The organism is Candidatus Woesearchaeota archaeon, assembly GCA_018303425.1.
Classification (GTDB): domain Archaea; phylum Nanobdellota; class Nanobdellia; order Woesearchaeales; family JAGVYF01; genus JAGVYF01.
Genome location: JAGVYF010000003.1, coordinates 35,352 through 51,134 on the forward strand (window position 1 = coordinate 35,352; position 15,783 = coordinate 51,134).

Annotated in this window: 15 protein-coding genes and 1 tRNA gene; 15 read left to right on the forward strand and 1 reads right to left on the reverse strand. The window is 30.8% G+C overall.

The window, feature by feature from the left end; translation table 11 throughout:
- The first annotated feature begins 2 nt into the window (after nt 1-2).
- The 7 genes from J4418_00865 (at nt 3) to J4418_00895 (ending at nt 4,801) form a co-directional block, all read left to right on the forward strand.
- The gene (locus J4418_00865; GenBank protein ID MBS3112622.1) at nt 3-1,658 is read left to right on the forward strand and encodes an AarF/ABC1/UbiB kinase family protein; all 1,656 of its coding nucleotides are present in this window, start codon (nt 3-5) and stop codon (nt 1,656-1,658) included.
- A 57-nt stretch (nt 1,659-1,715) separates the two neighbouring features.
- Nucleotides 1,716-2,045, forward strand: a complete 330-nt coding sequence (locus J4418_00870) for a hypothetical protein (protein MBS3112623.1) — start codon at nt 1,716-1,718, stop codon at nt 2,043-2,045.
- A gap of 61 nt (nt 2,046-2,106) precedes the next feature.
- On the forward strand, nt 2,107-2,946 hold the full coding sequence (locus J4418_00875) for a hypothetical protein (protein ID MBS3112624.1): 840 nt from the start codon (nt 2,107-2,109) through the stop codon (nt 2,944-2,946).
- Nucleotides 2,947-3,041: 95 nt separating this feature from the next.
- Complete coding sequence (locus J4418_00880) at nt 3,042-3,398, forward strand: hypothetical protein (GenBank protein ID MBS3112625.1); 357 nt, start codon at nt 3,042-3,044, stop codon at nt 3,396-3,398.
- Nucleotides 3,399-3,605: 207 nt separating this feature from the next.
- Nucleotides 3,606-3,691, forward strand: a tRNA-Thr gene (locus tag J4418_00885).
- A 39-nt stretch (nt 3,692-3,730) separates the two neighbouring features.
- A complete protein-coding gene (locus J4418_00890) occupies nt 3,731-4,111 on the forward strand; it encodes a hypothetical protein (GenBank protein MBS3112626.1) in 381 nt (126 codons plus the stop codon).
- 57 nt (nt 4,112-4,168) lie between these two features.
- Nucleotides 4,169-4,801 carry a nucleoside monophosphate kinase gene (locus J4418_00895; protein ID MBS3112627.1) on the forward strand — a complete coding sequence of 211 codons (633 nt, stop codon included), beginning with the start codon at nt 4,169-4,171 and terminating at the stop codon, nt 4,799-4,801.
- Here the strand turns inward: J4418_00895 and truD are convergent.
- Complete coding sequence (truD, locus tag J4418_00900; protein ID MBS3112628.1) at nt 4,790-5,731, reverse strand: tRNA pseudouridine(13) synthase TruD; 942 nt, start codon at nt 5,729-5,731, stop codon at nt 4,790-4,792. The two genes, J4418_00895 and truD, sit on opposite strands and share 12 nt — an antisense overlap.
- A 53-nt stretch (nt 5,732-5,784) precedes the next feature.
- Here truD and J4418_00905 point away from each other — a divergent pair, with 53 nt between their 5' ends.
- From J4418_00905 to gyrA, 8 genes are all read left to right on the forward strand, one after another.
- The gene (locus J4418_00905; protein ID MBS3112629.1) at nt 5,785-6,876 is read left to right on the forward strand and encodes an NAD(P)/FAD-dependent oxidoreductase; all 1,092 of its coding nucleotides are present in this window, start codon (nt 5,785-5,787) and stop codon (nt 6,874-6,876) included.
- 104 nt (nt 6,877-6,980) lie between these two features.
- Complete coding sequence (locus tag J4418_00910; GenBank protein MBS3112630.1) at nt 6,981-7,724, forward strand: PGF-pre-PGF domain-containing protein; 744 nt, start codon at nt 6,981-6,983, stop codon at nt 7,722-7,724.
- Between the two features lie 187 nt (nt 7,725-7,911).
- On the forward strand, nt 7,912-8,463 hold the full coding sequence (locus tag J4418_00915; protein MBS3112631.1) for a hypothetical protein: 552 nt from the start codon (nt 7,912-7,914) through the stop codon (nt 8,461-8,463).
- The gene (locus J4418_00920; protein MBS3112632.1) at nt 8,457-9,302 is read left to right on the forward strand and encodes a hypothetical protein; all 846 of its coding nucleotides are present in this window, start codon (nt 8,457-8,459) and stop codon (nt 9,300-9,302) included. The genes J4418_00915 and J4418_00920 overlap by 7 nt, the downstream gene beginning before the upstream one ends.
- A 213-nt stretch (nt 9,303-9,515) precedes the next feature.
- A complete protein-coding gene (locus J4418_00925) occupies nt 9,516-11,477 on the forward strand; it encodes a hypothetical protein (protein MBS3112633.1) in 1,962 nt (653 codons plus the stop codon).
- 192 nt (nt 11,478-11,669) lie between these two features.
- Entirely contained in the window at nt 11,670-12,293 is a 624-nt protein-coding gene (locus J4418_00930) for a hypothetical protein (GenBank protein MBS3112634.1), read from the forward strand.
- 1 nt (nt 12,294) lies between these two features.
- Complete coding sequence (locus J4418_00935; GenBank protein MBS3112635.1) at nt 12,295-12,975, forward strand: SMC-Scp complex subunit ScpB; 681 nt, start codon at nt 12,295-12,297, stop codon at nt 12,973-12,975.
- 117 nt (nt 12,976-13,092) lie between these two features.
- On the forward strand, nt 13,093-15,783 hold the full coding sequence (gene gyrA / locus J4418_00940; GenBank protein MBS3112636.1) for a DNA gyrase subunit A: 2,691 nt from the start codon (nt 13,093-13,095) through the stop codon (nt 15,781-15,783).

Here is a 15,783-nt window from a genome sequence, read left to right on the forward strand (position 1 = left end):
CAATGCTTAATCAGATAAGGTATGATATAAAAAATATCAACAGGTTTAAACAAATTTTGTCAGTATTTTTTGCAGAAGGTTTTGGGTATTTAATTGATGAAACTCCATTAAAAACATATATTCCTTATCACGAAAGAATTAAAAAAACAATTTTAAAAGATAGTGAGAATTCATTTCCAATAAGAATACGAAAAGCATTTGAGAAATTAGGTCCAACATTTATCAAACTCGGCCAAATCTTAAGTTTAAGGCCAGATTTAATTCCTCCAGAATATGTCATAGAATTTGAAAAAATGCTTGATAAAGTTCCAACTTTCTCAGGTAAAGCGGCTATAAAGATAATTGAAACTGAATTAAAAAAACCCATTAAAGAAATTTTTTTATCATTTGATGAAACCCCATTTGCTTCTGCATCCCTTGCGCAAGTGCATAGAGCTGTGCTTTTTAATAAAAAAGAGGTTGCTGTTAAAGTCCAACGTCCCGGTATTGAAGAGATCATGAAAAATGATTTAGAAATAATGAAATATATAGCAAGAATTCTTGATAAACATTTCAAAAAATATAATTTTCATATTACAACTATAATCACTGAATTTTCTCGCTGGACTGAATCAGAATTAAATTTTTACGTAGAAGCGATTAATGCCGAAAGATTTAGGGAAAATTTCAAAAATAGTAAATTAGTTTATATCCCTGAAATCTATAAAAAATATACAACCCCTAAAGTTTTAACAAGCGAATTATTAAAAGGTATAAAACTAAATGATATAAATAATCCTAAATACAAAAATATAGACAAAACAAAGATAATTAATAATGGATTTGAAGCATTAATACTGCAAGTTTTTAAATACGGATTTTTTCATGCAGACCCGCATCCCGGAAATTTTGTAGTATTAAAAGATAATAGATTGGGAATTGTAGATTTTGGGATAGTGGGTGAGTTTGATAAAAGATTAAAACATAAAACTTTAAAAATCTATAATGCCATCATAAATCAAGATTTAAAAAATATTGCCTCCGGAATTCTCTCGTTAGACCCTCGAAATAATCAAATTGACATAAATGAATTTGAAAGAGATTTACGTTATGTGATTTTTCCTATGCAACTGGACTCATTGAATCATACTCAAATAACTGGATCAATATTAAATATATTAAATATTGCGATGAAACATCAGTTAAAAATACCAATAGATTTCGTATTATTTGGAAAAACCTTAATGACCATTGAAGGAATTGCAGTTAAATTTGCTCCGGATTTTAAAATAAAAAAAGAAAGTGTAAGGATAATAAACAAACTATTGCATAATAATAATTGGCCTAAAAAAATTATAGAAGAAATCAAAAACCATTCTTTTGACCTCGTTGAAATGGAAGATGGGTTGCCCGATTATACCAGAGATGTGCTTGAACGTTTAAGATCAGGTAAAATCAATGTTGACCTTGAAAATAATAATGTTGAAAGTTTTGTTAATGAATTCGAAAAATTTTCAGGAAATCTGTCTTTTGGCATAATTATTGGGGCATTAGTTATTGGTTCATCACTAGTTTTTACATTAGAAGCCTTCAGATATTTAGCAGTAATAGGATACTCATTATCGCTGATTTTAAGCATGTGGCTAATTAAACGAACAATCTTTACCGGTAATGAATAAAAAGAAAGTTTTAAAAATATAAAAATAAATATACTCTAAAAGAGGTGAATTCATATGATGAAAAGGAGAATAAAAAGAGCATTTAGACTACTTCTTAGTCTTACTAAAAGAGAATCCCGCAGAATTGCCCAAAGCAAAGAAGCAAAAGAATTAATGAGCGAATTTAGAGAAGGTGCAAAATTAGGAGAAGCTAAACTTGCTAAAGGAGTTAGAAGTGCCAGAATAAAAGGAATGGCTCTTTCAAAGAAAGTTATAAAAAAAGCCAAATCTGTAGGTAGAACAATAAAACATAAAGCTGTTGTTAAAAAAACAAATAAGCGAAAAGCTATAAAACATACCGTAAAAAGAAAAATTGCACAAAAAAAATCTAAAAAGAGAAGAAGATAAACTGAAAAACCAAGTTTAGTGAACAATAATCTTTATTTAGATTTTCATATTATTTTTGATTATGCTAGATTATAATAAAGTTATTAATATAATTAAAAATCATAATTTTAATAAAACCAATTTAACAGTAAGTCATATCATTCCCGATAACCAGACATACCCATTATGTTTTATTGATGGAGGAAATTCTGAGATTATTTCTAGCCCAAAACTTTCATTACAAGCAATAAAGATTGTGGCAATAATATTAAAAGAAAATAAGATAAATAAGATTATTATTAAAAAGGAATTGGTTTTAATTAAAGCAAATAACTCAGGATATGAAATAGAAATCATCAACAAACAAAAATTTAACATTGTTTTATGCAAAAACATTCATGAAGTGGGAAATATAATTAGAAATGCCCTGGAACTAAAAATGTATACGCAAATGCAAGGCATATTTAATGGTTTAATTATTAAAGACGGTGGATTTGAAGCATTTACTGAACTCGAGAGAAAAGAAATTAATGGATTAAATACGTTTTGTGGCCTTTCCAAAACTTCTGAAAACAAAGATAACTCTCTATTTAATTCAATATCTGGATGTTGGTACTTGGAAAAAGAAAAATATTATATTACAAAATTAAATTCTCATTCTAGTTATTCTTTCAAGCTTGAACTTAAAAATTTAGAAATTAACAGAGTAATACAAAAATTGATATCTAATTCTAAAGATTATATTTACCCCGGTTATCCATACGGATTAATGCTTGTTGACAGATTGGCGCGAGTAAGTAATCAGGAAATTTTAAATTTGAAAGTGTATTTAGAAACAAAATTAGGTAAAGATTGGGAAAAAATTAAATTTTTAGAAAATTCAATCAATGCCCATCAGCTCCTTGATAATCTAGTTTTCTAGCATATTTATGAAAACATATATAAATGAGTAAATCTAATAAATAATTGTAGTAATACATTTATTACTATTTTTAAAAAAAAGGAGGTAAGATATAAATGGCCAAAAAAAGTCGCGCAAGTAACAAACCCGGGAGATATTCATTCTTAGCTGGAATTTTAATCGCTGTAATTGCAGGATTATTTTCTGACATCATCAGAGTGGAAACTGCAACATTCATACTAGCGGTTTTAGGTTTAGTTGTAGGGTTCTTAAACGTCACTGCTAAAGAAGTTACAGAATTTTTGGTAGCTGCTATCGCTCTGTTATTGGCAGGCGTTGCAAATGTAACTGTTAGTTTAATTCCAGTCATTGGAAGTTACTTACAAGCAATTTTAGTAAACATTACAACATTTAGCGCATTTGCTGCATTAATAGTAGCTATTAAATCAGTAGTTATGTTAGCAGAAGAATAATTATTCAAATTTTATTTCTTTTTTTATTTTTTTGTATCTATCAATATAATTTCATTCAAAATAGATAACTTTTTAAATGATTTTCTTATCCCAATACTAATTAAACTAATACAAAACTAAGCCCCTATAATATAGTCCCCAACTTTTAATAAAGCTTGACTAAAACAAAGCGACCTAAAACAAATTTAAGTCACTAAAACAAACTACGCCTCTGTAGCATAGCAGCTATTGCGTCGGCCTTGTAATATACACAAGAAAGCCGAAGGTCGAGGGTGCAATTCCCTTCAGAGGCTTTATACATTTTTAATCAAAAAGACGAAGAAAGGTTTAAAATGACCATACATCCTTTAAAAAAAGAGTTATCACAAGAAGCTTGGAAAAAAGCAGAAGAAATAGAAATATTAATTAATGCACAATTAAACCCAATATGTAGAAAGATTCAACATTACAAATCAAGAAGAGAAAATATAGAACCGGACATATACACTAAATTCTATTTCTGTATCAATTGGAGTTATAAAACAAAATATCATTCTTTTATAGGACGCCTCGATACAAAAATACATGATTTAGAAACAAAATTAGATAAAACTTATCAAAAATTACTTGATAAACATGGACCAGCCTTATCTAATTCACTAGCTTGCATCCTCGGTATTTTTGATAATTACCCGCCAGCAGGTTTAAAAAATGAATCTTATACAATTAATTAATTCTCTATTACAACAATCTATTTAAGCAAAAACTTCCTAAAAAATGAGGGTGATAATATGAAAATTGTATTCCTCGGGTCTCCGGGAGTAGGTAAAGGGACATACGCAGACATTCTTTCAAGATATTATAAGATTCCACACATATCAACTGGAAACATATTTCGAGCAATGAAACATGATAACTCTGAACTAGGCAAAAAAGTAAAAGCGCTCATAGAGGCAGGACAATTTGTTGATGATAAAACTACCTTAAAAGTAATAGATGATAGGCTTTCAAATCCGGATTGCAAAAACGGATACATTTTAGACGGTTTTCCTAGAACTTTATATCAAGCAAAACATTTTATTAATATTGATACGGTGCTAAATTTTGACGCAAATGAAAAAAGAATTATTGAACGCTTATCTGGCAGAAGAACTTGCCTAAACAAATCATGTCAAGCAATATACCATATAAAAAATAATCCGCCAAAAATAAAAGATACTTGCGACAGATGTGGTGGTAGTTTAGTGCAAAGAAAAGATGAACGACCAGAAATTATTAAAGAAAGGTTAAGAATTTATGAAGAAAAAACTAAGCCTTTAATCACTTTTTATAAACCTAAAAATAAATTGCATGAAATTAATGCAAATGGGAAAATTCCGGAAATTATTGAAGAATGTAAAAAAGTTCTCGACTTATTCAAATAATTGACGGACAACTTCAGTCGCATAACTTCCTTTGCCTAATTGAAAATTTAAATTTAGAGTTTTTCCTTTTTGTTCCATATTAAACTCCTTAATATCCATATAAATCTTACGATTATCACCTTCAGCACTTAAATCTGGCAAAGCCCGAACAATAAAATCTCTAAAATTTAATCTGTCAACCTTCATTATCCGATTAACAATTTCCTTAAGCTCCAAATTTTCAATATTTAAACCAAACCCTATCATCGGAACTTCAATATTTTCCCCCGGTTGATTATTTTTCAAATAAGATTTAACGGTTTCATTCCACATATAAGATTGATAAGAATTCACATAAAGTTTTAATAACTTTTTAGGCATTAATTTTAAAGCATTGACAAAATCATTGGGCTTTTTGTCTAAATATGCTTCCAATTTTCTAAAATAAAAAGAATCACTTTTTTCAATCAATTGTACAGCAATATTAAAATCACTTTTTATAAGAGATTTCCCAATTGCTATATTATAATCGGAAAACCTTTGTTCACCAAAATAATTAATAAAATTATTTTTCTTAACTGCTTTCCGGATTACATTTCTTAAAACAATTTTAAACTTATTTCCATCAAGTTCTCCTAAATGTAATGGTTCATCTCTATAACCAAAAAACCTTAAGTCTATATCTTTAAACTTTAATTTTTCAATTTGTACCCTGTTTTTACCTTTTATAGAAATTAATTGTGTAGTAATGGCAACCTTGTCTTTAGTTCCGGCAAAATTGATAAATTTAGGCTGAGTATGCAACGCTTTTGCGATATATTCTATGGCTTGCAACGTATTAAGATTTGTTTTCTTTAACCAAAAACATATAAACTTTCCATCTTTAGAAGGTTCAACATTTGTAACTTCTTCAACTACAAAATCCTCCGGCTTTTCTTTAATTGTATACATATATATTGAGTTATCTATAAATCTTTATAAAGCTTCCATAAAATTATAAGTGCATGATATCAATTATAGGTGGCGGACCGGCTGGAGCATATTCAGCTTATTTACTTTCTAAAGAAGGCTTTGATGTTGACATTTATGAAGAACATGATACTATTGGTCAGCCAGTCCAATGCACAGGCATAGTAACTTCTGCTATAAAAGACATTTTACATATTAAACCAGATATAATTGTTAATAAGATTAAAACTTTAAAAATCATTAGTCCTGAGCAAAAAAGATTAGAAATTAAATTAAAACAACCAGACCTTATCTTAAACAGAACAAAATTTGATCAATATTTAATTGAAAAAGCAATTGAAACCGGCGCAGGAGTATTTCATAACCACAGATTAACTGGAATAGAAAATAAGAAATTAAAATTTTCAATTAACGGCGAAACTAAATATGTGACTCAAAATAAATATATTGTCGGCGCTGACGGACCTTTATCAGTTGTTGGCAAAAGTATGGGTTCCGGCATCAAAAATTTTTTTATAGGTTCACAAGCAATAATAGAAGGTAATTTTGAAAAAGATATAGTTGAAACTTTCTTGTTCAAACAAGGTTTTGGATGGGTAGTTCCGGAAAATGAAAAAATTGCAAGAGTGGGAATATTTAGTTATAAAGAAAGTGGAACGAAACTAGATCACTTGTTAAAAACAAGTTATAACAATGCCAAAATAATCGAAAGACAAGGCGGTTTAATTCCAGTATATGATCCATCACTTAAAACTTATCAAACCAATACATATCTTATAGGAGATGCGGCAGGCATGATAAAAGCTACTACAGGCGGAGGCATTGTCCCTTCATTGCAAGCAGCAGAACAACTTACAAAAAGCATCAAAACAAAACAAAATTATGAAACTTTATGGAAACATAAACTTGGTAAGTCATTAAACTTGCATCTTTGGACAAGAAAAATTTTAGACAGGTTAAATAATAACTCATTAAACAAACTGGTAAGTCTTTCAAATCAAGATAAAATCCAAGATATCCTTGGCACGCATAACAGAGACCAAATATTACAGATGAGTCTTAAAATGTTATCAAAAGAACCTAGATACTTCTTGTTCTTAAAAGATATTTTAATTAATAATTCTTAATACATCTAAACATAATTAATTGACAATGAAACTACTCCGGATGAACCCACAAATACGAAAGATATATAAGGTTAAATATCTAAATATTAAAAAAGGTGGAGTATATGAACATTAAAGATATTACAATTCTGACAACATTATTATTAATTTTTTCAAATTTGGTAATTGCAGCTGAAGATATTACCGGCGAAGCAACTTATGGAACAATTGAATTTAGCAAACACTGGGAAAAATTATCAGCTGTTGAGCCAACAAAATTCCTTGCTAATAATGAAGAATTTAACATTAGAGAGATTTGGATTAATGTCAATACAGAAACTGAAAATTCCGTATTCAAACTTATAAAACTACCCTACAGACCTGTAACAACCCCAATACTGAATACAGAAAGCTATCAATTTTATGAATTCAAAACATCTAATATTTTAAAAAGCAATACTAGAACGTCAAAAATAATATTTAGAGTTAAAAAAGAATGGGTTGAAAATAATTCTATTGATGAAGATAATATAAGATTAAATGTTTTCAAAGACATTGATTGGATAAAATTATCTACAAAAAAAAGAATCTCAATAAATGAAGAATTTTATGAATTTGAATCTGATGTCAATGAATTTTTGCAATATTATGCAATTTCAGCTCCAAAAAAAGTATTTTATGATGAAAAAACAACTTCTGAAAACCCTGAAACTATTAAAAAAACAGAAACCATATCTGAAAAACCCGCGAAATTAGAAACCTTCGATAAGGCAGGCTGGATAATATCATTTCTGCTTTTGTTAACATTGATTTATATTTTTTACCAAAAAAACAATAAAATCAATCATCAAAAACATAAACTTAACTAAACCGCATTAATGTTACTTTTGTATCTGCGCAGCGGCACATTACTAAATTTATTACTACCGTAACATAATTACGGTTTAGAACACTACTATAACATAATTAATGTTTAAAAAAATCAAGACCACCGAAAGCCTTATATAATTTCTTAGAATAGATAGGTATAATAGTTAGACTGTTAAAGGTGAAAGATTGAACCACGAACAACTTCTAAAAAAACATGATTTTAAGCAAGAAAAAGCTAATGCTAATTATTTAGATGAACCCGATTTAGCTTTCCCACAATCTATTAAAAGATACAAATTAGTTTTAGAATCTTATGGAATGAGTATAGAAGAACCATACTTTTGGATTCTGAACATGCTACGTGAAGGAATGCAATACGTTGATATTATAAAACTTAAAGATGTGTTCACAGCAACAGAAACTTCGTCATTCTTTGGTTTAACAGGCACAAGATTAGAAAGACAGCAAACTCTTGCAATGCAATATCTTGCGCAGATTGGCAAATTCATAAAAGAACTTTTTGGTATGATTCGCGAATTAAAAACAATTGATTTAAGGCTTGAAATGTATACCGAAAGCAACAAAAAATTTAGAAATAACGAAAAAGATAAAATCGAAAATAAAAATTTAAACAGGTCTGAAAGCCAATCTGCAGAAATCGCGTTAAAAAACTTATGGATAGAATTAGTAGAAGGCGGCGCTAAAAATTCAAATTCAGTTTTTGGATTAATGTGTTAAAATCAAAACTTTATTCTTATTTTTCATGGAAAGAAAAAAGTTATTATGAATATGTAAACCGAAGAAAATTCATGATAAAATATTTAAGACAACATTATGAAATAATCAGAACATACATGAACTGGGTTCGTCCTTATTTAACACAGGCAAAAAGATTAAGTTCAGATTTAGAAAGAATAAAAAGTCCGGATTTAGTCGGTGCTTTTGAACAGTCAATGATTGAAGTTGAGTTCCTTGCAAAGAAAAAAGGCGCCCCGCATAATCGGTGTATACTTGTCCATTTCCTTTACAAAACAAGGCCCGCTTTAGAGTTTCATAAAGAAAATTATCAACATAAAGGAGCTATCCATGTTGGAAGAGTTGAAGTAAGTTTTAGGGGTTATACGTGGAAAAATGAAGAAATTGATGCATTTAAGAAATTAAGGGAAGATGAAGATTTTGAATTATTAGGTTCAGTTGATACTTCAATCAGCGCTGCAATGGAAGTGCTTAAAGATGATTTAAAAGCTTATTTAAAAGAGGCGGGGCTTGAAACATTCAAAGAAGACGAAAAAACTGCAAAAGAGAAAGAAGAGGATAAACCTAAACCCCCCAGACAATCATTGTTTGAACCATTTACAGAACTCGCTAAAGCAACAATATCGCCACTCAAAATGATGGGCGAAGGTTTTGCTGAAATGGTTGGAATAGACCTTTCAAGAAAAGTAGAAAAAGCTAAACCTAAAAAAGAAGTTGATGCAGAAAAAACAGACAAAAGTAAAGCCGAAAAAGATGTTCAGATGACACTTTACCTACTTTTCAACTTATACAAAAAGGCCCATGGAATGGCCTCATTCTAAACCAATAGAAAATCAATTACAAGAAAGTTAGCTTCACTCCTATGAGAGCTAACCATTTTGTTTATTCAACAAATATAGTTTGTCTTTTGCCATAGATGAATAGCTTAACAGAAGCTAATTTTTGATAAACCGGCTTTCTAAATATTATTCTATGTAGTATCAGGACATTATTCTAAGCAAATTTTATATAGTCCAAATAGAAGATATAACTAAATGGTAGAAATTAATCTGGGCTATTATCATAGCATGGACAGAGAATATGAAATGTTAAATAATTTACAAAGTGAAAATAGAGCAAGTAAAAACATGTCTAAACCTTTATTAAGCATTGAAGAAATAGGTACAAGTGTTACTGAAGGGAAACCGGTACAAGGTCAAAGATTAAGGCAAACTGTAACGGCTGCAATGGGCCGGGGAGTTAAAGAGATTGAGCTTTCTATGCAGGCAAGCAACGTGTTTGAAGGTCCTGGCAGTTACAGCCCGGAAGAACGTGAAGAATTAAGAGAAATGGCCCGCATAAATCAGGTAAGATTTACAAGTACTCATGTTAGTCCTGGAACAGTTGGAAATTTATCTGGCCTAGGACAAAGAGGATTTTCTGAACAGGAAAGACAAAGACAGCTGGGTGAAATTAGAGAAGCTATCCAGTTCGCAGGAGAAACAGCGCTAGGCGGAGCAATTGTTGTTCATACCGGAGAATTTCCAAGGTCTATCTCAAAAGCAGACAAAGACGGAACTCTTTTTTCAGAATTTGCAGGCGAAGAAGGAAAAAAAGAAAGGGTGCATCATCTTATTGACAAAAAGACTGGACAAATAATCCAAACAGTGAGAGAAGACCAGGTGAACTACGATTTTTATTATGAAGGCTTAAATGGCGAAATGGTTACTGATGAAAAACTTGCAAAAACAGAAACTATAGCTGGTGAAAAAGTTCCAAAATTGTATGTAAACGAGAAAGGCGAATATGAGTCATTTAAAAAAACTTGGAATTATTACGAAAATCAAGCCCATAAAATACAAAAAGAAACAGGTAAAAATATTGACCCGGGTAAATTATTTTTTGATGAAACATTAAAAACTCAGATGCAAAAAGCTAACAGCCAATCGCTCGATTACCAATCAAGATATTTTGAGGCCAAAGAAGGCGCAGACAAAGTAAAAGAGGAAATAAACAAAATTAAAGAATATATTAAAACTTATCCTGCAAGTGAAGAATTAGAAAGAATAGAAGATCAGATTTCAAAAATCATTTTTATCCCTGAATCTGAAAAGGGCAACAAAGATTTAATTTTAAAAAGACTAGACCAGCAAATTAAAAATAATGAAAGAAAAGTAGAATCGTTTAAAGAAGCAACGATGTCAAGTCAAAGAAATATAAAAGAACTTGAAAGAGTGCAAGAAACAACTGACTCAATTAGCAATTATGCAAAAAATAAAAGTATAAACTCTCTAGCTAGTTTGGGGATAGATGCAATGAAAGAAACACAAAAAGCCGAAGCAAAATTTGGCAAAATCCAAAAAGTCCGAGACATTTTTATTGCGCCTGAAAATATATTCGCAGAAATGGGTCATGGCAGCCATCCTGATGAACTTATTGAACTTGTACAGGAATCAAGAAAAAGTATGGCTGAGCGATTACATAAAGAACAAAATATTGAAATGTCTGAAGCAGAAAAACTTGCAAACAGACACATTAAATCAACATTGGACACAGAACATTTAGGTATGTGGAAACGTTATTTTCAAAAAAAACCTGGCGAATCTGAAGAAAAATTTGATAAAAGATTCGAAAAGTGGTACCTTGAACAAATAAAAAAATTGGGTGAAGCTGATGTTATAGGTCATGTGCACATAGCTGATACTTTTGGTTACTCTCAGAGCCAATTGCCTGCTGGACACGGGGCGATGCCTTTATATGACGCAATAAAATATCTAAAAGAAAAAGGATACAAAGGAACTTTTGAATCTGAAGGCTGGGGAGATCCAGTAAAACAAGAAACATCAGCATGGAGTTATTTTGGAAGCCCAATATACTCTATAAAATCATCCAAACCTGTGCAATTCGGCCAGGTTCATCAAGGTTATTTTGCCAGCAGATCCCCTTATAGAAATGTAACTCCCCCATATTACCCCTCTGAAGATTGGCAACTATGGAGCGAAGTACCTTTAGATTAAACAAAAATTATTCCGGCATTGCAAAAATCTTTCCCATTATTGAATGAACAATATGAGCATTATCATATCTGAGTTTACTCTTAGTATTCCAGTAAATAATATTTTTATCATTTAAACAACCCATATGAAAGAATTTCTGCAAAGCGGTATTGACCACAAATAATATAAATCAAACCTAAATTATAATCTAAAATGGAAAAACTAGAAATTAAAAGTTGGATAGATCTCGGATATTTACATACCCGGATAATTTTCGAAATAGTGGGCAAACCAAAAGAACATATAGAAGAAACGATTAAGAAATATGTTGAAACTATTACAAAAAGCACCACAATTAAAATGATTTCAAAAGAAATTGCAGAGGCAAAAGAACAGGAAATTCCAACAGAAACAGGCGGAGAGGAAAAAGAAAAAATATGGAGTACTTTTGCCGAAATAGAATTCCTTATTAAAGGTGTTTCAAACCTTGTAGGATTTTGCTTTGATTACATGCCCGCTTCAGTTGAAATCCTGGGTCCTGATAAAATCATATTTAATCACCATACAATTACAGATTTTATTAATGATCTACAAGCGAAACTCCATAAGATGGATGCTGTATTAAAAAATCAAAATAACGAAAATATATTCCTAAAAAAGAACATGCAAACAACAATACTAAACCTTTTACTGGTTTCATTGCATAATAAAAAATTAAAAGAAGAAGAATTATCAAAACTTTGTGGAATCCCTGAAGAAGGTTTAAAACCATTCATTGAAATATTATTAAAAGACAATAAGATTAAAAAAGAAGAAGAGTATTATTATTTATCATAAAATGACACAAACCCCTAAAAAAAAAGTGGAAGCAGTATTATTTACAATCGGCAAACACATATCTTTAAATGAAATCAAAAAATTGTCTGGAATTACTGAAGATAGCCTTCTTAACCAATACCTTAATGAGTTAAAGGAAGAATATGAAAAAAATGATTCATCGCTCCGTCTTATCCAAGATAACGAATTTTGGAAAATGGGAGTTAAAGAAGAATATTGCGATATCGTAGAAAATATTGTTAGCGATACAGAGCTAAGTAAAAGTGTAATGGAAACCCTAGGGGTTATAGCATGGAAACATCCCGCGCTCCAAGCTGATGTCGTACACATTAGAACAAATAAAGCATATGACGACATAAAAGAACTTGAAGAGTTAGGCTTTATTTCAAGAATTAAATCTGGAAGAACCAAAAAAATAAATTTAACGGAAAAATTCTTTAATTATTTTGATTTACCTACACATAAAAAAGAAAAAGAAGTTCTAAAAAATTTAGTCCCTGAAAATATTAAGGATAAAATAGATGAAACTGAGATTGAAATTCATGAAGGAGAAAAAGCGGTTGAAAATCATAAAATTAAGTCAGAACTGCAAAAACAAAAGCAGGAACAGCTTAAAACTTTTAATGATGCTGAAAAAGAGATTCATCTTGCAATTGAATCCATAAAAGAAGAACGAACCTAATAATTGATATTTCTAAATTTAGGGGTTATAGACGCTATAACCCCTAAATTTAACACCAAAAGGCTTATAAATAATGCAATTTTCTAATTTAATAAACATTAAAATTATAGGTATAAAATGGAAGAAGAAATTGCAGTGCAAAATCATGCAGAAACAGGAAATGTTGTTCTCAAATTAATTGAAAATGAAATGAAAAAATCTTATCTAGATTATGCCATGTCTGTTATTGTAAGCAGGGCTCTACCGGATGTGAGAGATGGTTTAAAACCGGTGCATAGAAGAGTTCTTTTTGCAATGAACGAAATGGGAATGTTCCACAACAAGCCTTATAAAAAATCGGCAAGAATTGTGGGAGAATGCCTTGGTAAATATCACCCTCACGGGGATTCAGCAGTTTATGATACAATGGTAAGAATGGCCCAACCATGGTCATTAAGATATATTTTAATTGATGGGCAGGGCAACTTCGGAAGTGTTGATGGTGATAATGCCGCTGCAATGAGATATACAGAAGCAAGGTTAAAATCGATTGCAGAGCAATTATTAAGCGATATTAAAAAAGAAACAGTAGATTTTCAACCTAATTTTGACGGTTCATTAAAAGAGCCAACTGTTCTGCCTTCGAGAGTCCCAAATTTACTTGTTAATGGAACAAGCGGAATTGCAGTAGGAATGGCTACAAACATGCCTCCCCATAACATTGTAGAAGTTATTGATGGCATTATACATTACATTGAAAACCCCGAAGCTTCTGTATACGATATAATGCATTATATTAAAGGTCCAGATTTCCCGACAGGAGGAACCATTTTAGGAAACGCAGGTATAAAGCAAGCATATTTAACTGGCCGTGGAAAATTAATAATAAGAGCAAAAGCTGAAGAAGAAGAAAAAAAAAGTAGGAAAAATATCATTATTACGGAATTACCTTACCAGGTAAACAAGAGCGCTTTAATTGAGCAAATTGCGGATCTAATAAGAGATAAACACGTGCAAGGCATTGCCGATCTAAAAGATGAATCCGATAGAGAAGGAATGAGAATTGTTATAACCCTAAAAAAAGATGCAAATTCAGAAATTGTTTTAAATCAGCTTTACAAACATAGCAGACTGCAAGTTACTTTTGGTGTTAATTCATTGGCGCTTGTAGATCAACAGCCAAAAACATTAAACCTGATACAAATAATCAATCATTTTATTAATCACCGTATTGAAGTTGTCACAAGAAGAACACAATATGATTTAATAAAATCAGAAGAAAAAAGTCACATCCTCGAGGGATTAGTAATAGCATTAGAAAATATTGATTCTGTTATAACATTAATCAAAGCTGCAAAATCTGCAATTGAAGCAAAGATAGATTTAACTGAAAAATATAATTTAACTGAAAAACAATCTCAAGCTATTCTTGATATGAGGTTGCAGAGACTTACAAATCTTGAACAAGACAAAATCAGATATGAACACAAAGAAACAATGTTATTGATCAGTGAATTAAAATCAATTTTAGATTCTAAGATTAAATTAATGGATATTATTAAATTTGAACTTAAAGAGATAAAAGAAAAATTCAAGGACGAAAGAAGAACAAAAATCAACGAAGGCGGAGACCTTGAAATTGATAACGAAGACCTAATTGAAGAAGAAAAAGTCGTTGTAACTATAACCCATAAAGGATATATCAAAAGACAAAGTATGGATTCATATAAAACCCAAAACCGCGGCGGGAAAGGAATAATTGGTACAAGCACAACGGAAGAAGATTTTGTAGAGAATTTATTTGTAGCGTCAACACATTCGCATATGCTCCTATTCACGGATAAAGGCCAGTTGCACTGGTTAAAAGTGTATATGATACCCGATGGATCAAGAACATCAAAAGGCAAGGCTTTGATCAACTTAATCAGGTTAGATGCAGATGAACGTATTACTGCAATGATTCCAGTCAAGGAGTTTAACCGCGATAGTTATTTAGTCATGATAACAAAAGATGGCACTATCAAAAGATGTTTATTAAACTTATTTAATAGACCGCGCAATGGCGGGATAAGGGCCATTTCATTAGATGCAAATAATCAACTTGTTAATGTTTTAATGACTTCCGGAAATAATGAGGTTATGATTGCTACAAAGAATGGAATGGCAGTAAAATTTAACGAAAAGGACGCAAGATCAATTGGAAGAAATGCCCGCGGAGTAAAGGGAATTACTCTTAAAAAAAATGATCAAGTAATTGACGCAATAATTTGTGAAAATAATGAAACGATATTAACAGTCACTGAAAAAGGTTATGGAAAAAGAACTCCGGTTTCAGACTACAGAATAGTTAGAAGAGGGGGAATTGGAGTAATTAACATAAAATGTACTGAAAAAAACGGCAAAGTTGTTGCAACTAAATGCGTTAAAGATAAAGATGAAATTATGATGATTTCTCAAAGCGGAATCATGATAAGAATAAATGCTAAACATGTTCCAAATATTGGAAGAAATACTCAAGGAGTAAGGCTAATGCGATTAAATCAAGGTGATGCAGTAAGAGCTATTGCAAAAATAATTCCAGAAGACAATCCTGAATCTGAAATAATTCAAAATAAAGATCCAATTCAATCATCAAACATGCCCCCTACCAATGAGGATATCATGCCAATAAAAGAATCTGAATTTAAAAAAGAAGCAGTTCCAGAACAGATGCCAGCAGAACCAAAAAATAACTCTGAAATGCCGAATTATAACCCTAAGCCCAATCCTGAAAATGTCCCTACATTGGAAGAATTAAAAAAACGTCAAATGATGAAGGCCAGATATTAA